The following is a 20,234-nucleotide window of genomic DNA, read 5'->3' as shown; positions in this document are numbered from 1 at the left end:
TATAGGCTGTCATTTCTAGTGTCATAACACGTTTATTTGGGTGTCAATGTAAAAGTACATAATCATGAAATCAAAAGATCAGCGCTTCCTATTCTTAATTGAAAATAAAACCGCTCCTTGGGGCGACTGGGGCGATATACTTTGGACAGGGTTGACACCTTGGGATGAAAATAAGCAGTCTATTGCTATCGAACGTACCGGACCTTTTACTCCAAAAGCTTATTTTTCAAGTAATAACTTTATTTTTACAAAAGAAATAAAGGAACTAATCGAAAATTCCTCATTAAAAGGCATTAAATTTTTGTATGAAATAGAAAAAAAGAAAATTATTAATCTTGATTGGACAAAATGGGATGTGAATAAAGATATAACTGATTATTTAGATGATCTATATGAACCAGTGGATTTAATTTTTGATGGCATTAATGATGTAAAATTAAATCAGGATATGCCAGATTATTACTTGTCTAGTATAGAAAGCCAAATTCATTTAAACAAAAATAAACTTATCGATATGCAAAACCCTTCGGAATATATTACTTTTGTTGGCAACGAACTTGATGATTCTGATTTTTTTATGGGAATTGAAATACTAGGCTGTTTTATTAGTGCAAGAGCCAAAAATTGGCTAGAAAAATATTGCCCTAACTGTTTTGACTACTATTTAATTAAACCTGATTAATAGTGGAAATATTCTAACTTAATTGCTTAATCTAAATAAAAGATAATCATATAATTTTTCTGCTAAAAAATTAGCATGCTCACTTTTTACGATTAAATTAAAAAAATAGTATTGGTTATACGAATCTTCAATTATAGGATCGGAAAGCATACAAAATTCGATGTAAGCTAAATATAATTTTTTTATATCATCAGAAATTTCTTCTAAAGAGATATGATAATTGCTTATATCATAAAAGATATTAGTGAATTTATGATTAATAATACTTAACTCTATAAAAGGAGTATGATTTTTCTCACAAAATGCCCAGTGCATAGATTTTGTTTTATCATCTTTATAAATAAATTTCATAATTAATCTTTTATCTTAAAATTTGTGACATGTATCATTATGTCATTTTCCCCTGTTTCACCATATAATGGATTCCAACATCATAAATTTTTGTTCTATCCTCTAAGAGATTTGGATGCGGTTCACTGATCATATAATTCAACTTGGCTATGGCAAAATAATTTTCGGGTGTTCTATCTAAATAAGTATCATTAATCTCAATAAGATCTTCATAGTATTTGTTTGAAAACCCCAAAATGACTTCTAGCGGCAATGATTTTCCAACACAATCAATACAATAGCCAAAGGTACGTTGCGTTCTTTTGTTATAGCGTGATTAATCGACGAAAACATCCCATTTATGTCTAATCTGGTTATTATTGAATTTGTATTTTAGTTATGCTGAATCATTACCAACTGGTGAAAATAAAATATAATCAATTAACTAAAAATTCAATAGTTAATAACTTTGTGATAATTTTGTGATAAAGTTATCAAAGGATTTAGACACCAAAACTAATTCTTTTTCATCCATTAACCATATATATATTTCTCCATAATTTTCATCTTTTAATGAAAGTACAAAGCAATTTCCACCTTCATCATAAGCAAAAGGAATCATATTCTTTAAATTAGGGAAACTATCCACTAAGTCAGTGTATATATTTTCTATAGTTACATCACCATATTTTATCGAATTAAAGCCACCTAATAAAAAGAAATTATGTCTTCCATTTTCAGGTGGGTAACCGCCATTAAATTCCATATAAAAATTAGAAAACGAAAGTGGAATCTTTTTGTTAAAGTATTTGCTAAATTCATTTAACTCATCAAAAGATAATTGTTTTTCTGATTCTTCAAGTTTTAACCCCATTTGCTATTTCCTTTTTTAGTTGCGTAAATCTGTCTAAATACAGACCTAGATATCATCTAAGATAAAATCAGTTTTATAGCTATGATTTATAAACCCTATAAATCATCTTCAAACACTAATTTAGAAATAAATTCATTAAAACTATTGCATAGAAATTGTTATCTTTAAAAGTTTTTCAACCTCATTTAGGTCAGCGGTATTATTGCTTGTTCAGAGTCATAGAATTTGTTACTTGCTCTTGGTTTAATATCTTTATATTCAATAGTTTCATCTTAGTCTTGTTCTTCATTATAGGTTAAAGTATTTAAAAAACTTTCTAATGAATCAAATATATTCATCATATTAATTCCCAAATTATATTGCACCTGTAACTATCCGCAAAATAATAGAGTAAAAAAACACAAAACTCATCTACAATATCAATAAAATAGGATGATAATTTTTAGGCAAATAGTCATGATCCAAGAAATATTAAATAATCTAAGAAATGGTCCAACTATTTTAACGTTATCTCAGATAATAGATGTAATGAAATATCTTCAAGCATTTAAAGTTGAGGAGATATTAAAAAATGATCAAGGTTTTTTGGAGGTATTAGATATATTAGTTGAATCTTATTCTGATTCAGCGATATTTGAAGTCAATAATGATAATAAATCATTTTTAGAAAATTTTAGTGATTGGTTGCTTAAATTAGGGGAAAAACACCCACTAGGTAACGATCAAGATGATTTAAGCTCTTATGCAGATATGTTTTTGAAAGAAATGTAAGATATTACTACTGAAAACAGCTAAAAGGTATGGAAAGCAAGATTCTAAATTATTATTTCAATAAATAATTTTATAGCTTTAGATAAAAACATTTTTAATGCCTATTGTAGACCATATTCAAGTTTAGATGCATGAAAGCGAATATTAAATCTCTGAATCAAGATTATAATTTAGTTGATAATGCTATATACTTTAAAACTATCAATTGAATAATGACTTTCTTTAAGAAAAGATAAGGATTCATAAAATGAAAAATAAATATCTTACTGAAATTGATGATTATTTATCTGTTCCAACAAATTTCAATTTTTTAAAGTTATTAGATGCAGATCATCAATTGGATCTAAGAGATGAACATATATTTGATGATCAGTGGATGAATACCTTTAATGCATTAAAAAATAAAAGCTTTGATAATGAGGAAATCAAATTGATTAACACATTACGAGAAAAAGCATTTATGCTATCTTTAAAAGCAATTAATGATTTTGAAATATCATCCCGAATCGCTGACGATATTGAGATAATAGCCAAGAGCTTTATAGCAGGAGAATATACTAACTGGGCTATTACACACTTATGGTCCGCTTATAAGAATAAAAGATTTCCTGTATAAATTTTATAAAAAAATAGTAGTTAGATAAAATATAGTTCGGCATAGTATATATTTTATGAATAAAAATTTATTCACCATTGATGAAAAAAAATATCCTATTGCATGGAGATTTAATTCTCAAGATTGCTTGCTATCCTTTGATGAAAAAAACAGGATTGTTTTCCTTGATACCGAAGAATCGAGTCATTTTTGGGATATGACGTTGCCATTTGAACATTTAATGAACATCAATTCATCATGTTATTCTATTCTAGAAAAAATCAATTTGGATTTTAACTTTCCTCAAGAATCTTCTTTATTTTTTAAAAATAAATTAACCAATATTTCATCGATTTTTTTCTTTTGGGGACGAAAAGCGAGTGCTATTGTACCCGTGGAGATTTTTGTTAAAGCATGGAGTGATTTTTTTTATCCTAGTGATGAATCAAGTATTCTTTTAATTACCAATAGCAATAAGATGATCTTTTCTTATGAAGAAACATTTTTTTATGCAGATATATTAGATTAATAAAGGATCAAAAGATCTGTCATCCCCCATTACCTCATTATTAAAAATAAAATGATTTTCTTTTTTATTTTTTAGCGTACAATCAAAATCATCCCCAAAAAGAGGTAACGTTATGTTATATAATAACAAATCAATGTACCACAAACATCACCGCCATGAATGTTGTCATGATAATTATCAAAATCTGGCGCATAATCATGCAAATTTCTCTCATGTTGTAAATTGTCATCAAGAATCAACCCAGAGTTGTGGCGGTAGTACCCATAAGACTAACCCCAAAAATGAGTTTGGCGATCCCCCTGATGACCCCGACAGGCAAATCAATCAAACTAAATTAACATGGAAAATAAAAGGCATGGATTGTGCAAACTGTGCGCAAAAAATTGAAAATAGTTTAAAGACATTACTCAATATTTGCCAAACCAAGATTATCTTTTCTACCGAAAAATTAGTTGTTTTTGTTCCACAAAAGAATGAAAAAACGATTAAATTGATCGAAGATAAAATCGTCGAGTTAGGCTATAAGCCCATTTTTGAATCATCCCCCGAACATTCACATCATCATGAGCATTCCCATCGTTTTGATAATAAAGCATTAATCCCTTTAGCGGTGTTAGGCGCTTTAATTGTTATGAGTTATATCCTTTTGTTATGTAATCAAACCGTTGGCGAATATGCCTTTATGGTGACGGCAATTGTTGGGCTCATTCCTATTTTGAAAGAAGCATTGGTTTTAACGCGCAGTGGTACACCATTTGCGATAGAGTCGTTAATGAGCGTGTCGGCTATTGGTGCTTTATTTATTGGCGCTGCCGAAGAAGCCACCATGGTGATATTTTTATTTATGATTGGTGAAATGTTAGAAGGTGTTGCTACAAGTAAAGCAAAAAAAGGCATTTCCTCGCTTGCTCAGCTCATGCCAGAAGAGACCGTGATAATCATTGACGGTGTACGAAAAACCGTTGCCAGTCATAGTTTAAAACCCGAGGATATTATTGAAATTTCATCTGGAGGACGCTTGCCTGCTGATGTCATTTTAATGAGTGAGCAGGCCAATATTGATGAAAGCGCATTAACTGGCGAGTCCATTCCTGTTAATTATCTTTCAGGCGACAAAATTATGGCTGGTTCGCTGGTGGTTGATAATACAATTCAACTTAAAGTGGTATCAGAAGTCGGGCAAAATGCAGTTGATCGTATTTTACAGATGATTGAAGATGCCGAGGAGCGCAAAGCGCCTATTGAACGTTTTATTGATAAATTTAGCCGTTACTATACGCCTACAATTGCTTTATTTGCATTATTGGTGATTATTGTGCCACCTTTGTTGCTTAATGCTGATTGGTATACTTGGTTTTATCGTGGCTTGACGTTGTTATTAATTGGTTGCCCTTGTGCGCTTGTGATTTCAACCCCTGCGGTGATAACATCAGCCTTGTCAAATGCGGCAAAGCAAGGGGTGTTAATTAAAGGTGGAGCAGCATTAGAGCATATTGGTTCGGTTAAACTGGTTGCGTTTGATAAGACTGGTACCTTAACTGAAGGTAAACCACAAGTAACCGATGTGATTCCTCAAGATATTTCCAAAGAACAATTATTAGCAATGGTTGCCTCGGTTGAAAGTGGTTCGCATCATCCTATTGGTAAAGCTATTGTTGATTACGCATTACAAAATCAGTTAGTCATTAATCAGGCCGATAATCGTAAAGCAATTGCGGGAATTGGTATTCAAGGCGAGATTGATAATCAGACTTTTTATATTGTTTCTCCAAACAAAGTTGCAACTGTTTCAACACCTTTAAATGATGAACACGCTAAAATCATTGCGGAACTTGAAAGTGCAGGTAAAACCGTGGTGGTTGCGGTAACAAATCAACAACTGATGGGCATTATTGCGCTGCAAGATATGTTGCGGTCAGATGCAAAGACTACAATGAATGAACTTAATCTGCTGGGTATTAAATCTTTGATGCTAACAGGCGATAATGCGCGAGCGGCTAAAGCTATTGCCGATCAGTTAGGTATGGATTACCGCGCTGAATTGTTGCCTGCGGATAAGTTGATTGCCATTGAAAAGATCCGCAACACAACGTCAATTGCTATGGTGGGAGATGGTATTAATGATTCACCAGCCATGAAAGCCGCAACTGTGAGTATTGCCATGGGAAGTGGCACAGATGTTGCGCTAGAAGCTGCCGATGCCGCATTAACTAAAAATAGCTTACTCAGTTTACCTAAGTTAATTCGTTTAACTCGCTTTGCGAGTCGTAATATTAAACAAAATATTACCATTGCATTAGGCATTAAGTTGATCTTTTTGATTACCAGTTTGTTTGGTTTTACTGGACTGTGGCTAGCAGTGTTGGCTGATTCAGGCACGACTGCGATTGTTACCGCTAATGCCCTTCGGGTTTTGAAATTTAAAAATAAAAGTTAAGAATATGTTTACTTAATCTATTCCGCTTGTTACAAGCGGAATAGTTATTTTAAATAATTTTAAGTTTATTATTCATCAATTCTTAATGATATTTCGCCACCAATATGGGCATTAATTTGACCGTTTTGTTCTAACAATAAAGCACCTTGCTCGTTGATGCCTTTTGCAATGCCGCGAATGGTATTATCACCAATTAATAGTTTTACTGGTCGATTGGCAAAGTTATCTAGTCTATTCCAATCATGAATAAATGGTGCTAAACCATGTTTTTCAAATTCGATTAATTTACTTCTTAAGACTTTGGCGACTTGAGCCACAAGCAAATTACGATCAACATTACCTAAATTAGCCCATTTTTGGTTAACTATGCTGGTATCGGGGTTTGACATGGTTAGATTGACGCCAACACCAATCACTACATGGGCACAGTCACCAGTTTTACCAGCGAGCTCAACTAAAATACCTGCTAACTTTTGGTCGTGAAGATAAAGATCATTTGGCCATTTAACTTTGATCTCTTGACCTGATAATGTGCGCAAGGTATCGGCAAGTACTATCCCTACCACCAAACTTAACCCCATTGCCGCCGCCACGCCTTGATCTAATCGCCAATACATCGAGAAGTATAAATTGCTACCAAAAGGTGAAAACCATTTTCGCCCACGTCTTCCTCTCGCTTTTGATTGGAATTCAGCCACACAGCAATCACCTGATGTTAATTGCCCTATTCGATCAAGCAGATATTGGTTGGTTGAATCAATAATCGGTAATACTTCACACTGACTATTCGACTGGTAATACTGGTCAATTTTGACTTTATTAAGCAAATTAAGAGGAGAAGCCAAGCAATAGCCTTTACCTTGCACTGACGTTAATGCTATCCCCCACTCACGCAGTTGTTTGATATATTTATTAATACCCGCACGTGTTATGCCGAAAATGGTTGCCAATTCTTCGCCTGAATGGAACTGTCCATCGGCCAATATTTCAATTAATTTAAGTGGATTTTTGTGGCTGCGCATCCGTTCCTCTTTTTTTAACTAATAAGATAACGAAGTATAACGAAATTATAGCAAAACTAACAAATAAATAGGTATTACTCGTTTTATCCATGATGAATGCTATCGCCGCAGGAGCAACTAAGCTACCTAAAGTGTTAGTTAATAGCATTGCTTGGTTCATAGCCACAATATTTTGCTTTTTAACACATGAGCAAGCCCAAGCCATCGATATGGGATAAATGGTGTAAATTGTTGCACCTAATAAGATAATTGCCAACGCACCAAACCAATTAAATATAAGCATGATACATGCAACCAACATGAGCAGCGATTCAATTAGCAATACAACTTGCCGTCCAAATTTGTCGGCACACCAATTGGCAGGCATTTGTGCTGCAACCCCTGATAAAATAAGTAAAATCATCCAATTAGCAACTTGAGTATCGCTATAACCCAAGTGTGAATAATAAACTGGTAACAGTGAATATAACGACCCAATTAACATACCAGCAATAACGCAACCGATTAACCCAAGCCGAGAGGGTTTATTTAATATCATTGGCATAATGTCAAAGCTGCTTTTTTTTCTTTTTGGTAATTTATAATGTGTGCGCAAAATAAATAAAATCGCAAGCCCCATTAATAACATAATAACCAATCCAAAATACAAGACATCTTGTGGAAAATACTGTAACAATGCTTGCCCTAAAACCGTACCTAAATAATAAGTGGTTAAGTAAACTGCAAGCATTTTTCCACGTGTATGCACTGGGCCTGTGAGTAATATGCAACTTTCAATCACCACCCAAGTGACAGCGCAAGCAATGCCAATAAAAAAGCGCCACATGATCCAACTATAAAAATTCATTGAAAAACTTAAGCCAACAGTTGCAATAGCAAAAATAATGCAACTATAGGTATAAGTGTGCCGAGCATTAAATTTACTAATAAACCAATTGGCAAAAATAGTACCAATCAAGTTGCCAGTAAAATAGCTTGATCCCACAAGACCAATTTGCCCAAGCGAAAACTCATTACGCACTAGCCACAATGGTACTTGCGTATTGAGAGCTGACAACGAGATAGTCACAAAGAGTAAACTCGTTAATAAAATAGGAAATGAATACGAATGTTTCATAATGTTATCGCATATAATTTATGGGTTATAATTTGCGGGCAGTTATAATTTGGCGTTAATTATAAATAACTGTCAGCATCAATTTCGCCCGAGTTGCCGATAAATCGGATTTCTGGCGATAAACTCACCAAGAATTTTTGTAATACACATTTTTTTATATAACGAGCTAATTCAACTACATCTTGTGCAGTTGCTTGGTTTTTGTTGACTAACACTAACGCTTGTTGTTGATGCACGGCAGCTCCGCCTATTTGATAGCCTTTTAGACCACACTGATCGATAAGCCAACCTGCGGCCAATTTTGTTTGATGATTGGCTTGTGGATATATTGGCATATTCGGATAAATTTCAAGTAGCTTATCTGCCTCAATTTTATCGACCACGGGATTTTTAAAAAAGCTCCCTCCATTGCCAAGAACTTTTGGATCGGGCAATTTACTACGGCGAATTTCGCACACTTTATCAAAGACCATTTTTGGAGTGACATTTTTTGGATCAAAGTTTCGTAATTCACCATAAGTTAGTACTGATTGCCACTGTTTGGGTAATTTGATACCAACATTGATAACTGCATAACCTTGCAAATATGCTTTTTTAAAGATGCTTTCACGGTATCCATATTGACCATCGGTGACTGTGATGATTTTACCTGTAGCAAGCTCAAGCAGTTCTACATAATCAGCAATGTTTTGAAACTCAACACCGTAAGCACCAATGTTTTGGATGGGCGCAGAACCAACGCACCCCGGAATTAATGCGAGGTTTTCAAGTCCTGATATATCTTGCGCAATAGTTGTTGATACTAAATCATGCCAAATTTCGCCAGCCCCCACTTTTAAATGCCACGCTTGTTCGGTTTCGGTTATGGTAATACCTTTTAGGCGATTAACAATAACAATACCATCAAAGTCACAGGTAAAAAGAGTATTACTGCCTTCACCAATAATTATAATAGGTAAATTTTGAGAGTTATCTTGCCAAACTCGTTGTAATTGTTCGACCGTAGTGATCGTGACAACTTTTTGTGCAAAAACAGTTAGACCAAATGTATTAGGAATTTTTTGTTTCATTGATAACTACCTTTATTTTTGTGAAAATAGATGTCCAAAAGTCAATCGATTTTATTTGTTATTTTTATAGTTTGGACTCTATTGCATTTGCTGATTATATTACCACATTGGTTAAGCTTATTTGATTAATTATTTAATCGCGAATAATTTTAATTTTTCTTTAAATTTACTATTAATCGTGCACTTCATAAAATTAGTCTATTTACTTTTTTTCGACAAAAGTGTGACTATTATCAAATTCATCACATTATTTATACAAATATTCAACTAAAGTAACGCTTAAATCTTTTTTGTTTTTTGTTATCGTGTATTATAACTAACCAAGCGATGTTTTTTATAAATTATAGTCTGAATTACTTATTGCTAGCGCGAAAAACAACCACTGTTATTTGATTAGCAGTTATTGATTGTGCGCAAGTTAAGTTTTGCTTATGAGTTAGAGGAAATTATGAAAAGAGTTTTTATTATGATCCTAGATTCCTTTGGAATCGGTGGCGCTGAAGATGCCAAAAAATTTGGGGATGAAGGTGCAGATACATTGGGTCATATCGCTGAGTTTTGTGCATTAGGTAAAGCGGAACAAGGTCGAAGTGGACCATTGAAATTACCTAATCTAGGAAAATTAGGCTTAATAGAAGCCGCCTATGAGTCAACTGGAGCATATCCTAAAGGCATGATGACAGAAGGCGAAATTATTGGTTCATATGGGTATGCCAGTGAAATCTCATCAGGTAAAGATACGCCTTCAGGACATTGGGAAATCGCAGGTGTACCAGTCCTTTTTGACTGGGGCTATTTTACTAATACAACTAACAGCTTTCCTCAAGATCTTTTGGATAAGATTGTTTCTCGCGCAAAGCTTCCCGGTTATCTTGGTAATTGTCACTCATCAGGCACAATTATTCTTGATGAGCTTGGTGAAGAACATATGGCGTCTGGCAAACCTATTTTTTATACTTCTGCTGATTCAGTATTTCAAATTGCCTGTCATGAAGAAACATTTGGTTTAGATAGACTTTATGAAGTTTGTGAAATTGCACGTGATGAACTAAATAAAGGTAATTACAATATTGGCCGTGTTATTGCTAGACCATTTGTTGGTAAAAAAGCGGGCGAATTTGTGCGTACTGGTAATCGTCACGATCTTGCTGTTGAACCACCAGCGCCAACAATGATTAAAAAGTTGGTTGATGAAAAACAAGGCACAGTGGTGTCCATCGGTAAAATTGCCGATATATATGCCCAAGTTGGAATTACCAAAAAAGTGAAAGCAACCGGTATTGAAGCTTTATTTGATGCATCACTAGAAGAAATCAAACAAGCAAAAGATAACACTATCGTATTTACTAATTTTGTCGATTTTGACTCTTCTTATGGACATCGTCGCGATGTTTCGGGGTATGCTGCTGCGTTAGAATATTTTGATCGTCGCCTACCTGAAATGTTAAAGCTTATGAATCCCGGCGATCTACTTATTATTAGTGCCGATCATGGTTGTGATCCAACTTGGCCTGGCACTGATCATACTCGCGAACATATACCTGTCATTGTTTATGGAGATAGTGTACCAACTGGATCTTTAGGTCATCGTGAAACCTTTGCCGATATTGGGCAAAGTGTTGCCGATTATTTTGACTTATCACCAATGGATTATGGTAAATCGTTTATAAAAAAATAAGTAATTTAAGTTTAAGTAATATTGATTTAGAAACAAATATCAGGAGAAGTTGATGTCTACCCCGCATATTAATGCCATTGATAATGCTTTTGCAAAAACCGTTTTAATGCCTGGCGATCCGCTACGAGCAAAGTTTATTGCAGAAACCTTTTTAGAAAACGCACAAGAAGTTACCAATGTAAGAGCCATGTTAGGTTTTACGGGTTATTACAAAGGTCAAAAAGTTTCTATTATGGGGCATGGAATGGGCATTCCATCTTGTTCTATTTATGCAACCGAATTGATTAAATTTTACGGAGTTGAAAACATTATCCGTATTGGTTCGTGTGGTGCAATTAGCCCTAATGTTAACGTGGGCGATGTGATTGTTGGATTAGGTGCTTGTACCGATTCAAAAGTCAATCGATTACGATTTAAAGATCATGATTTTGCCGCTATCGCTGATTTTGATTTAACCTGTAATGCTGTTAATGCTGCTAAAAAGTTAGGTGTAAATGTGAAAGTGGGTAATCTCTTTTCTGCTGATCTTTTTTATAGTGTTGAGCCTGATATGTTTGATGTTATGGAAAAATATAATATTTTAGGTGTAGAAATGGAGGCTGCAGGCATTTATGGGGTTGCTGCCGAATATGGAGCCAAGGCATTAACCATTTGTACGGTTTCGGATCATATTCGAAAAGGCGAGGCGATGTCGGCAGAGCAAAGACAGCTGGGCTTTAAAGAAATGATCACAGTTGCACTAGAATCTGTTTTATTAAATCAAAACTAAAAAAATGGCAGGTAATCTGCCATTTTTTATTTTTATTTATCAAATAATGATTATATTCGTGTTTAGATAATAGATTATACCAAGATCTCATTAATAAGGAATCATAAATGAATATTAAGTATCAGCTTAAAGTTATATTTTTCTTACAATTTTTTATCTGGGGAAGCTGGTTAATTACCTTGGGTTCTTACATGATGCGTAAATTAGATTTTACTGGCATTGAAGTAGGATCAGTATATGGCACAATGGGCATCGCTTCGTTGTTCATGCCTAGTTTGCTTGGTATTGTTGCTGACAGATGGATCCCCGCTAATCGTCTATATGTACTTTGTCATTTGATAGGTGCTATAACACTGTTTATAGCTGCTTCTGTAACATCACCTTTCTTGATGATGATTGTAATACTTATTCATTGCTTAGCTTTCATGCCTACTATCGCAATTTCAAATTCAATCTCTTATTCCTGCTTAGAATCACAAGGACTTGATGTTATTACTCAGTTCCCTTGTATCAGAATATTTGGCACCATCGGCTTTATTGTTGCTATGTGGCTTGTGAGCTTTTTACAGTTAGAACTTAGTAGCATGCAACTTTATATAGCTGCTGCATCTTCTTTGTTACTTAGCCTCTATTCTCTCTCATTACCACTGATTCCAACTGCCAAAAACACTACTGAAGAAAAAAGCATCATTAGTTCATTAGGATTAGATGCTTTTGTTTTATTCAAACAACCTAGAATGGCTATCTTCTTTTTATTTGCGGTTTTATTAGGTGGCATTTTACAAATCACCAATACTTTTGGTAACCCATTTTTGCATGATTTTGAAAAATTCCCAGAATATGCTAATAGTTTAGTAGTTAAATACCCTTCTGTATTGTTGTCGATTTCTCAAATTTCAGAAGTGGTCTTTATTTTATTTGTACCTTTCTTTATGAAACGTTTAGGTATCAAATATGTTATGTTAATTAGTATGTTTGCTTGGGTGGCACGTTTTGGTTTATTTGCTTATGGTGACCCATCACCTGTCGGCTTTGTACTATTACTTCTTTCAATGATCGTTTATGGTTGTGCCTTCGACTTTTACAATATATCAGGTTCAATGTATGTTGAAAAATCGGTATCACCAACTATTCGTAATAGTGCTCAAGGATTATTTATGACCATGACTAATGGACTTGGTGCTTATTTAGGTTCGGTAATTAGTGGCTTTGTAGTCGATCATTACACAACTACAAGTGGCATTGATTGGCAAACGGTCTGGCTTGTTTTTGCAAGTTATGCTTTGGTTTTAGCTATTGTGTTTATGTTGATTTTTAAAAACGAGAATCCTAATTCACAATCAACCACGACCATCAATTAATAATTCATTAAGTGGTTGTTCATTCCCACCACTTAATCAATATGCAGGCAGCAATATTAGTTGTTGCCTTTTGCTAGCACAAAATTAGCGTAAAAATATGATTTACCGAACAAAAATATAAATAAGTAATGCAAAAGTTATGGCGGAAAGATGTTTTATCAAGGTAAAATAGCCAATCTTATAATTAGCAACAATAAATATGCTATTTTTAGTTTTAATAAGTGTTTTAATGTCATTATTACTAAAACCATTTAGCTCATTTTAAATAGATTAAATACCTAATGAACGATCAAATAATACCCAAAGTCATATTACATGAGCACATTGAAGGAAGCATTACTCCTATTATGGCTCAAAAGTTAGCTGATAAAAATCAAATCCCCTTTCCTAGTTCTTTATGTTATAAAAAGGGAGAATATGATGAGCAAGAGTATCAAAATGGACGTTATCGATATGATGAAACAAATTTCATAGAATTTATTCAAACTTATGATGCCGTTTCTCATTTTTTAAAAAATCCGGAAGATTATTATTTAATTACATTTGATTTTTTGAGTAGAAATGCCAAACAGGGACTAATCTACTGTGAACTTTTTATCTCTCCTTACCATATCTGTGCAACCGAATTTGATGGCAAGATGACTTGGGATAAAGAACGATTCCAACAAACCTTAACACAAATGGATAAAGCCATTATTGACGTCCAAAAAAATCATAATATTACCGTTAGGTATCATGTTATCGGCGTTCGACATCTTGGTGCTAAAATTGTCCATGAAACATTAAAATTTATTGAAAATAATCCTCACCATTTTATTACTGGATTCAACATTGCAGGCAATGAAAGAGCAGGTCATTTCGATGATTTTCAAGATTCACATCAATTAGCATCTAAATTAGGCTTACAAAAATCTTATCATGCAGGCGAAATTGAGCCAGCAGAAAGCATCATTCAAGCATTAAAACATGGCGCAACAAGAATTGGGCATGGCATTAAAGCCATTGATGATCAAAATCTAATTAATGAACTGATTAAGAACAACATCACCCTAGAAGTTGCACTCACCAGTAATCGTATTTTGGTTAATGAACTACACGGCGATATCTATCTGCACCCAATAAGACGGCTTTATGACCAAGGCGTTCGCATTACTCTCAATACGGATGATGCAGGAATTTTTGGCACCGATATTGAAAAAGAATATAACATTGCCCAATCCATATTTGCATTTTCACGATTAGAATTGCTCGACATAACGCTGTGTGGCATTCAAGCCGCATTTGCCGAAGAATTGGTTAAAAGTCGTTTGATAGAGCATGTTTTTTCATGTTTTACCTCTGATGATAAGCAGGTGATGAAAAAATGCATTAATGATAAGAAATATCACCCAGCAATCATTGAACGATTTTTAGAATATCAGAAACAGTTGCTAGCCATGCCCGTTAACTAATTTAGTTATCAGAATAATAGGAGATTCGCATGAAAAAAAATAAACGCATCCTGACCTTTTTACCCCTATTTATTTCCGGTATTGTTAATGCTGCAACGGTTGATTTAAGAATTATAGAAACCACCGATTTACACGGTAATATGATGAACTATGATTATTTTAAAGATCAACCTATAGATACATTTGGATTAGTAAAAACAGCCAATTTAATTCATCAAGCAAGAAGTGAAGTTAAAAATAGTGTTCTTGTGGATAATGGCGATCTGATTCAAGGTAGCCCAATGGCTGATTATGCCGTGAATAAAGGCCTTAATGATGGCGATATTCATCCAGTTTATAAAGCTCTCAATACGCTTGATTATGTTGTTGGTAATATTGGTAACCACGAATTTAATTTTGGGCTGGAATTTCTGCAGAAAAGCCTTTCAGGTGCTAAATTTCCTTACGTTAACGCTAATGTTTATGATGCTAAAACCAATAAGCCGTTTTTTAAACAATATATTATTGTAGATACCCCTGTCATTGATAGAAATGGTGATAAACACACCATTAAGATTGGCTATATTGGTTTTGTACCACCACAAATTATGCAATGGGACAAGCTTAATCTTGATGGCAAAGTTATCGTTAAAGATATAACTGAAACGGCCAAATTATTAGTGCCTGAAATGAAAAAACAAGGCGCCAATGTCATTATTGCGATTCCTCACTCTGGTGTGTCAACTGAACCTTATAAAGCGTTAGCTGAAAATTCGGTTTACTACTTGAGCCAAGTAGAAGGTATTAATGCAATTATGTTTGGTCACTCTCACGGCGTATTCCCTAGTGATGAGTTTCATTCACTACCAAATACCGATATCAAAACTGGCAATATTAATCATATTCCAGCTGTGATGCCTGGACATTGGGGTAGCCATTTGGGCTTGGTGGATTTAGTGCTTGATGGCGATAAATCTAATTGGCAAGTCGTCTCGGGTAAATCCGAAGCTAGACCAATTTATGATGTAAAAAATAAGAAAGCGCTAGTAGAAGCCGACAAAAAGATTGTCAATATTCTAAAACAAGACCACCAAGGTACGCGTGAGTTTGTTGGTAAGCCAATAGGGAAAGTGTCAACTGATATTAACAGCTATTTAGCACTGGTTGAAGATACTTCTGCCTTACAAATTATTAGCGACGCACAAATCAATTACGTTAAGCAGTTTATTCAAGGCGATCCTGATCTCGATGGTCTACCCGTTCTATCAGCCATTGCACCATTTAAAGCAGGTGGCAGAAAAAACGATCCTAGTGCTTTTGTTGATGTCAAAAAAGGCGATTTATCATTTAGAAATGCGGCAGATATCTACCTTTATCCTAACATTTTATCTGTCGTGAAAGTAACAGGTAAAGATGTTAAAGAGTGGCTGGAATGTTCAGCTGGAATCTATAATCAAATTGACAAAAATTTAACACAACCGCAATATTTAATTAATTGGGAAAAATTCAGAACCTATAATTTTGATACGATTGATGGCGTGAATTATCAAATAGATGTAACTAAACCACCGCGCTATGATGCAAATTGTCAATTAATTAATCCAACATCAGAAAGAATTAGTAATCTGACTTATCAACAAAAATCCATTGATGCTAATCAAGAATTCTTGATTGCCACCAATAATTATCGTGCTTATAGTGGCATATTCCCAGGTACAGGCGAAAAAAATATTAAATTTAATTCACCTGACGATTTAAGATTGCTTCTTTCGGCTTATATCACCAATACCACCCAAAAATATGGCATAGTGGATGTTACCGTTGATAATAATTGGCAAATTGCCCCAATTACTAGCGACACGAAATTGGATATTCGCTTTGAATCATCACCATCAGATAAAGCTAAATCCTATATTGAAAAATATTCGCTATATCCTATTCGCTTTATCGACACAGATGCATCTGGTTTAGGCGTTTATCGTATAGATTTACAGTCACCAGTTAACACTCAACCCAAAATTTAATTAGTATTATTATGACCCAAGGATTATAAATATGAAAATTGACAAACTGATTGAACTTGCTAAAGCAGCCCGTTCTAAAGCTTATGTACCTTATTCTAAATTTAAGGTTGGTGCCGTGCTCATTACTGAAAATGACGAAGCGATTTTAGGCTGTAATATTGAAAACGCATCTTATGGACTGGCTAATTGTGCCGAGCGAACAGCAATTTTTAAAGCGGTATCTGATGGTAAAACAAAATTTAAAAAACTGGTGGTCATTGGTGATACCGAGGGACCTATCTCGCCTTGTGGTGCTTGTCGTCAAGTTATTAGCGAGTTTTGTGCTAAAGATATGCCCGTGATTTTAACTAATATGCAGGGAAAAATCCAAGAAACAACGGTGGGGGAATTATTACCTTGGTCATTCTCACCAAGTGATTTGGACTAATTTACTCTAAACAATTTTATTTACTAAGTCATTACACTTAGGGAGAATTTAACAATTAAATATTCGCCCTATTATATAAGATAAGAGAGCATCAATATGAGATTTGTTGATATTATTGAAAAAAAACGCGATGGAAAAGCGTTATCAACTGAAGAAATACAATTTTTTATTACAAACTACACTAATGGCAAAATTCCTGATTATCAAGTTAGCGCTTTATTAATGGCAATTTATTATCAAGGTATGACGTCTAAAGAGTGTGCTGATTTGACCAGCGCTATGATGTATTCGGGCGATACTGTTGATCTATCATCAATCAAAGGTATTAAAGTTGATAAGCATTCAACTGGTGGTGTGGGCGATACAACAACCTTAGTTCTTGCGCCTTTAGTTGCAGCGTTAGGTGTACCAGTGGCTAAAATGTCAGGACGTGGACTTGGGCACACAGGTGGCACCACTGATAAATTTGAGTCTATTCCAGGATTTAAAATTGAATTAAGTACACAAGATTTTATTAATCAAGTTAATCATAGCGGTCTTGCCGTGATTGGCCAATCCGGCAATTTAACACCAGCAGATAAAAAGCTATACTCGTTACGGGATGTAACAGGAACAGTTAATTCTATTCCACTTATTGCAAGCTCAATTATGAGCAAAAAATTAGCCGCTGGCGCTGATGCCATTGTGCTAGATGTCAAAACTGGCGATGGCGCGCTAATGAAAGATATGGCGGACTCCGAAAAATTAGCTCATGAAATGGTGAATATCGGTAACCAAATTGGCCGCAGAACTATGGCAATCATTTCAGATATGTCACAACCACTTGGTTTTGCAATTGGTAATGCGCTTGAAATAAAAGAAGCCATTGATACTTTAAAGGGTCATGGTCCTGCTGATTTAACTGAATTAGTTTTAACATTAGGTAGCCAAATGGTTGTGCTTGCCAATAAAGCCAAAACATTGGAAGAAGCTAGAGCAAAACTTCAAGAAGTCATTAAAAATGGCAAAGCTATCGAGAAATTCAAAACCTTAATTGAAGCACAAGGTGGTGATAGTTCAATTGTTGATCATCCTGAAAAACTGGCTAGTGCACCTTATCAAATTGCTCTACCGGCTCTTAAATCAGGTTATGTATCAAAAATTATTGCAGATCAAATTGGTATTGCGGCAATGCAACTAGGTGCTGGGCGCGCAACCAAAGAGGATATTATTGATCCCGCGGTTGGAATCGTGTTACATAAAAAAGTAGGCGATCAAGTTGCCGAAGGCGAAGCGTTGTTAACCATTCACGCTAGTACAGATAAGCTTGATGCGATCAAGCAAAAATTGTATGACAATATTATTATTAGTGATTGTGCACATGAACCGCAATTGATTTATAAAGTGATTACGGAGTAATCATTATCAATAAGGATTTAGGAAGCACCATGTATCATTCAAATTTGAATAAAAAAATATCACTGCTTGTTGTGTTGGGATTGTTTTCAATTAACACTATAGCAGCTTCAACGATACAATCAACAACACCGAGTTGGGAAATAAACAAGCCTTACCAATTTACTATTTTACACACTAACGACCACCACGGTCGTTTTTGGCAAAATGATATTGGAGAATATGGTCTTGCTGCACAAAAAACAGTTGTTGATGAAATAAGAAAGGAAGTAACCACTAAAGGTGGAAAATTGTTGCTTTTGTCTGGTGGTGATATTAATACGGGTGTTCCTGAATCAGATGTACTTCAAGCTAAACCTGATTTTTTGGGTATGAATGAAGTTGGGTATGATGCGATGGCTGTCGGTAATCATGAATTTGATCATCCTTTAACCGTTATTCGTGAGCAACAAAAATGGGCTCGATTTCCATTTTTATCTGCCAATACTTACTTTAAAGGTACGGATAATCGTGTTTTTGATGCTTACAAAATGTTTGATTTAAATGGCATTAAAGTAGCGGTATTTGGATTAACCACAGATGATACCATTTTTTTAGCCTCTCCCAAAAATACTGATGGCGTTGAATTTCGAAAAACATTACCCGAAGCACAAAAAGTTATTGCCCAAATAAAAAAGACAGAACATCCAGATATGATTATTGCCGTTACACATATGGGTCATTACGAAAATGGTGAACATGGCTCGATGGCGCCAGGTGATGTTGAATTAGCACGAGGTTTGCAAAGTGGCGAATTAGATATGATTGTCGGCGGTCATTCGCAAAATCCCGTTTGTATGGCAAGCCCAAATAAACGCATTACCGAATATGTACCGGGTACCCCATGCGCACCCGATAAACAAAATGGCACATGGATTGTACAAGCCCACGAATGGGGTAAATATGTTGGGCGTGCTGATTTTGTCTTTTTAAATGGCAAAATAACTTTGCAAAATTACCAATTAATTCCAATCAATCTAAAAAAAGAAATAGATAATGGTGACGGAACCAAACGCCTTGAATATTACACTAAAGAGATCTTACAAGATAAAACATTACTCGAAAATTTAAAACCTTATCAAGAGCGAGGTAAACAACAATTACTGGTTAAAAGTGGTGAATTAATCGGTCGTCTTGAAGGTGATCGCGGCGTTGTAAGATATCAACAAAGTAATATGGGACAGTTGTTACTCAGTGCTTTTGTCGAAAAAACCAATGCGGACATTGGCATTATGTCTGGTGGCATGATTCGCGATTCATTAATTGAAGGCAATATTACTTATCGCGATATCCTAAAAGTTGAGCCTTTTGGTAATAATGTTGTTTATTTTGAATTGACGGGTAGCGAATTAATCGATTACCTAAAAATAGCACTTAATAAAAAACAAAGTTCGGGCGGATATGCACACCTGAAAAATATCAGCCTAACACGATTTGGCGATAACATTAAAGATGTAAAAATTAAAAATGAACCCATTGATTTACAAAAATCATATCGCATTGCTACACTTGATTTTTTAGCTACAGGTGGTGATGGTTATCCAATAACCAATACTTCACCAACTTATGTGGATACTGGTTATCGAGATGCTGATGTCGTAAAACAATATTTTGAGGAACATTCTCCAATTAACGCATCTGATTATGAACCAGCACAATTTATTATTGAGAAATAAGTATTGAG

General features: G+C 34.6%; 19 protein-coding genes. 13 read left to right on the top strand and 6 right to left on the bottom strand.

Translation table 11 applies throughout. From position 1 onward, the window contains the following. The first annotated feature begins 64 nt into the window (after window positions 1–64). Window positions 65–682, top strand: coding sequence for a hypothetical protein (locus GYY69_RS00865; protein ID WP_174795983.1), 618 nt, complete (start codon window positions 65–67; stop codon window positions 680–682). Between the two features lie 18 nt (window positions 683–700). Here the strand turns inward: GYY69_RS00865 and GYY69_RS00860 are convergent, their stop codons facing one another. The 3 genes from GYY69_RS00860 to GYY69_RS00850 all read right to left on the bottom strand — a co-directional run bounded on the left by GYY69_RS00860 (window position 701) and on the right by GYY69_RS00850 (window position 1,886). Beyond that, window positions 701–1,033, bottom strand: a complete 333-nt coding sequence (locus GYY69_RS00860) for a hypothetical protein (RefSeq protein ID WP_174795982.1) — start codon at window positions 1,031–1,033, stop codon at window positions 701–703. A gap of 37 nt (window positions 1,034–1,070) precedes the next feature. Continuing rightward, complete coding sequence (locus tag GYY69_RS00855) at window positions 1,071–1,286, bottom strand: hypothetical protein (RefSeq protein WP_174795981.1); 216 nt, start codon at window positions 1,284–1,286, stop codon at window positions 1,071–1,073. Between the two features lie 186 nt (window positions 1,287–1,472). Continuing rightward, window positions 1,473–1,886, bottom strand: coding sequence for an SMI1/KNR4 family protein (locus GYY69_RS00850; protein WP_174795980.1), 414 nt, complete (start codon window positions 1,884–1,886; stop codon window positions 1,473–1,475). Between the two features lie 456 nt (window positions 1,887–2,342). On the opposite strand from GYY69_RS00850, the gene GYY69_RS00845 reads away from it, so the two are divergent. The 4 genes from GYY69_RS00845 (at window position 2,343) to GYY69_RS00830 (ending at window position 6,218) form a co-directional block, all read left to right on the top strand. After that, the gene (locus GYY69_RS00845; RefSeq protein ID WP_174795979.1) at window positions 2,343–2,657 is read left to right on the top strand and encodes a hypothetical protein; all 315 of its coding nucleotides are present in this window, start codon (window positions 2,343–2,345) and stop codon (window positions 2,655–2,657) included. Window positions 2,658–2,904: 247 nt separating this feature from the next. Continuing rightward, window positions 2,905–3,273, top strand: coding sequence for a hypothetical protein (locus GYY69_RS00840; RefSeq protein ID WP_174795978.1), 369 nt, complete (start codon window positions 2,905–2,907; stop codon window positions 3,271–3,273). 55 nt (window positions 3,274–3,328) lie between these two features. Continuing rightward, a complete protein-coding gene (locus GYY69_RS00835; RefSeq protein WP_174795977.1) occupies window positions 3,329–3,781 on the top strand; it encodes a hypothetical protein in 453 nt (150 codons plus the stop codon). A gap of 112 nt (window positions 3,782–3,893) precedes the next feature. Continuing rightward, window positions 3,894–6,218, top strand: coding sequence for a zinc/cadmium/mercury/lead-transporting ATPase (locus tag GYY69_RS00830; RefSeq protein WP_174795976.1), 2,325 nt, complete (start codon window positions 3,894–3,896; stop codon window positions 6,216–6,218). Between the two features lie 68 nt (window positions 6,219–6,286). Here GYY69_RS00830 and birA read toward each other — a convergent pair whose 3' ends face one another. Genes birA through murB form a run of 3 tightly spaced genes read right to left on the bottom strand, consistent with a single transcriptional unit; the run spans window position 6,287 to window position 9,427 of the window. Continuing rightward, on the bottom strand, window positions 6,287–7,240 hold the full coding sequence (gene birA / locus GYY69_RS00825) for a bifunctional biotin--[acetyl-CoA-carboxylase] ligase/biotin operon repressor BirA (protein WP_174795975.1): 954 nt from the start codon (window positions 7,238–7,240) through the stop codon (window positions 6,287–6,289). Beyond that, the gene (locus GYY69_RS00820; protein WP_174795974.1) at window positions 7,215–8,357 is read right to left on the bottom strand and encodes an MFS transporter; all 1,143 of its coding nucleotides are present in this window, start codon (window positions 8,355–8,357) and stop codon (window positions 7,215–7,217) included. Before GYY69_RS00820 ends, birA begins: the two co-directional genes overlap by 26 nt. A 59-nt stretch (window positions 8,358–8,416) precedes the next feature. Further along, complete coding sequence (gene murB / locus GYY69_RS00815; RefSeq protein WP_174795973.1) at window positions 8,417–9,427, bottom strand: UDP-N-acetylmuramate dehydrogenase; 1,011 nt, start codon at window positions 9,425–9,427, stop codon at window positions 8,417–8,419. Between the two features lie 448 nt (window positions 9,428–9,875). On the opposite strand from murB, the gene GYY69_RS00810 reads away from it, so the two are divergent. From GYY69_RS00810 to ushA, 8 genes are all read left to right on the top strand, one after another. Next, a complete protein-coding gene (locus tag GYY69_RS00810) occupies window positions 9,876–11,105 on the top strand; it encodes a phosphopentomutase (protein ID WP_174795972.1) in 1,230 nt (409 codons plus the stop codon). A gap of 52 nt (window positions 11,106–11,157) precedes the next feature. After that, window positions 11,158–11,874 carry a purine-nucleoside phosphorylase gene (gene deoD, locus GYY69_RS00805; RefSeq protein WP_174795971.1) on the top strand — a complete coding sequence of 239 codons (717 nt, stop codon included), beginning with the start codon at window positions 11,158–11,160 and terminating at the stop codon, window positions 11,872–11,874. Between the two features lie 107 nt (window positions 11,875–11,981). After that, the gene (locus GYY69_RS00800) at window positions 11,982–13,235 is read left to right on the top strand and encodes a nucleoside permease (RefSeq protein WP_174795970.1); all 1,254 of its coding nucleotides are present in this window, start codon (window positions 11,982–11,984) and stop codon (window positions 13,233–13,235) included. Window positions 13,236–13,516: 281 nt separating this feature from the next. Continuing rightward, window positions 13,517–14,686 (top strand): adenosine deaminase, encoded by a 1,170-nt coding sequence (gene add / locus GYY69_RS00795; protein ID WP_174795969.1) that lies wholly within the window; start codon window positions 13,517–13,519, stop codon window positions 14,684–14,686. A gap of 29 nt (window positions 14,687–14,715) precedes the next feature. Continuing rightward, on the top strand, window positions 14,716–16,689 hold the full coding sequence (locus GYY69_RS00790; protein WP_174795968.1) for a bifunctional 2',3'-cyclic-nucleotide 2'-phosphodiesterase/3'-nucleotidase: 1,974 nt from the start codon (window positions 14,716–14,718) through the stop codon (window positions 16,687–16,689). A gap of 31 nt (window positions 16,690–16,720) precedes the next feature. After that, window positions 16,721–17,116: a cytidine deaminase gene (locus GYY69_RS00785; RefSeq protein ID WP_065638812.1), complete on the top strand. Its 396-nt coding sequence runs from the start codon at window positions 16,721–16,723 to the stop codon at window positions 17,114–17,116. A gap of 96 nt (window positions 17,117–17,212) precedes the next feature. Further along, window positions 17,213–18,514, top strand: a complete 1,302-nt coding sequence (locus GYY69_RS00780) for a pyrimidine-nucleoside phosphorylase (protein WP_174795967.1) — start codon at window positions 17,213–17,215, stop codon at window positions 18,512–18,514. Window positions 18,515–18,543: 29 nt separating this feature from the next. Then, window positions 18,544–20,226 carry a bifunctional UDP-sugar hydrolase/5'-nucleotidase UshA gene (gene ushA, locus GYY69_RS00775; protein ID WP_174795966.1) on the top strand — a complete coding sequence of 561 codons (1,683 nt, stop codon included), beginning with the start codon at window positions 18,544–18,546 and terminating at the stop codon, window positions 20,224–20,226. The last annotated feature ends 8 nt before the right edge of the window (window positions 20,227–20,234 follow it).

Origin of the sequence: Gilliamella sp. ESL0250 (genome assembly GCF_013345045.1) — a bacterium.
Taxonomy (GTDB): Bacteria; Pseudomonadota; Gammaproteobacteria; order Enterobacterales; family Orbaceae; genus Gilliamella; species Gilliamella apicola_H.
This window is presented reverse-complemented; position numbering and strand designations above follow the sequence as displayed.

Coding starts and splice junctions, on each gene's coding strand:
- GYY69_RS00865 (WP_174795983.1), top strand. CDS start 65: ATGAAATCAAAAGATCAGCGCTTCCTATTCTTAATTGAAAATAAAACC.
- GYY69_RS00860 (WP_174795982.1), bottom strand. CDS start 1,033: ATGAAATTTATTTATAAAGATGATAAAACAAAATCTATGCACTGGGCA.
- GYY69_RS00850 (WP_174795980.1), bottom strand. CDS start 1,886: ATGGGGTTAAAACTTGAAGAATCAGAAAAACAATTATCTTTTGATGAG.
- GYY69_RS00845 (WP_174795979.1), top strand. CDS start 2,343: ATGATCCAAGAAATATTAAATAATCTAAGAAATGGTCCAACTATTTTA.
- GYY69_RS00840 (WP_174795978.1), top strand. CDS start 2,905: ATGAAAAATAAATATCTTACTGAAATTGATGATTATTTATCTGTTCCA.
- GYY69_RS00835 (WP_174795977.1), top strand. CDS start 3,329: ATGAATAAAAATTTATTCACCATTGATGAAAAAAAATATCCTATTGCA.
- GYY69_RS00830 (WP_174795976.1), top strand. CDS start 3,894: ATGTTATATAATAACAAATCAATGTACCACAAACATCACCGCCATGAA.
- birA (WP_174795975.1), bottom strand. CDS start 7,240: ATGCGCAGCCACAAAAATCCACTTAAATTAATTGAAATATTGGCCGAT.
- GYY69_RS00820 (WP_174795974.1), bottom strand. CDS start 8,357: ATGAAACATTCGTATTCATTTCCTATTTTATTAACGAGTTTACTCTTT.
- murB (WP_174795973.1), bottom strand. CDS start 9,427: ATGAAACAAAAAATTCCTAATACATTTGGTCTAACTGTTTTTGCACAA.
- GYY69_RS00810 (WP_174795972.1), top strand. CDS start 9,876: ATGAAAAGAGTTTTTATTATGATCCTAGATTCCTTTGGAATCGGTGGC.
- deoD (WP_174795971.1), top strand. CDS start 11,158: ATGTCTACCCCGCATATTAATGCCATTGATAATGCTTTTGCAAAAACC.
- GYY69_RS00800 (WP_174795970.1), top strand. CDS start 11,982: ATGAATATTAAGTATCAGCTTAAAGTTATATTTTTCTTACAATTTTTT.
- add (WP_174795969.1), top strand. CDS start 13,517: ATGAACGATCAAATAATACCCAAAGTCATATTACATGAGCACATTGAA.
- GYY69_RS00790 (WP_174795968.1), top strand. CDS start 14,716: ATGAAAAAAAATAAACGCATCCTGACCTTTTTACCCCTATTTATTTCC.
- GYY69_RS00785 (WP_065638812.1), top strand. CDS start 16,721: ATGAAAATTGACAAACTGATTGAACTTGCTAAAGCAGCCCGTTCTAAA.
- GYY69_RS00780 (WP_174795967.1), top strand. CDS start 17,213: ATGAGATTTGTTGATATTATTGAAAAAAAACGCGATGGAAAAGCGTTA.
- ushA (WP_174795966.1), top strand. CDS start 18,544: ATGTATCATTCAAATTTGAATAAAAAAATATCACTGCTTGTTGTGTTG.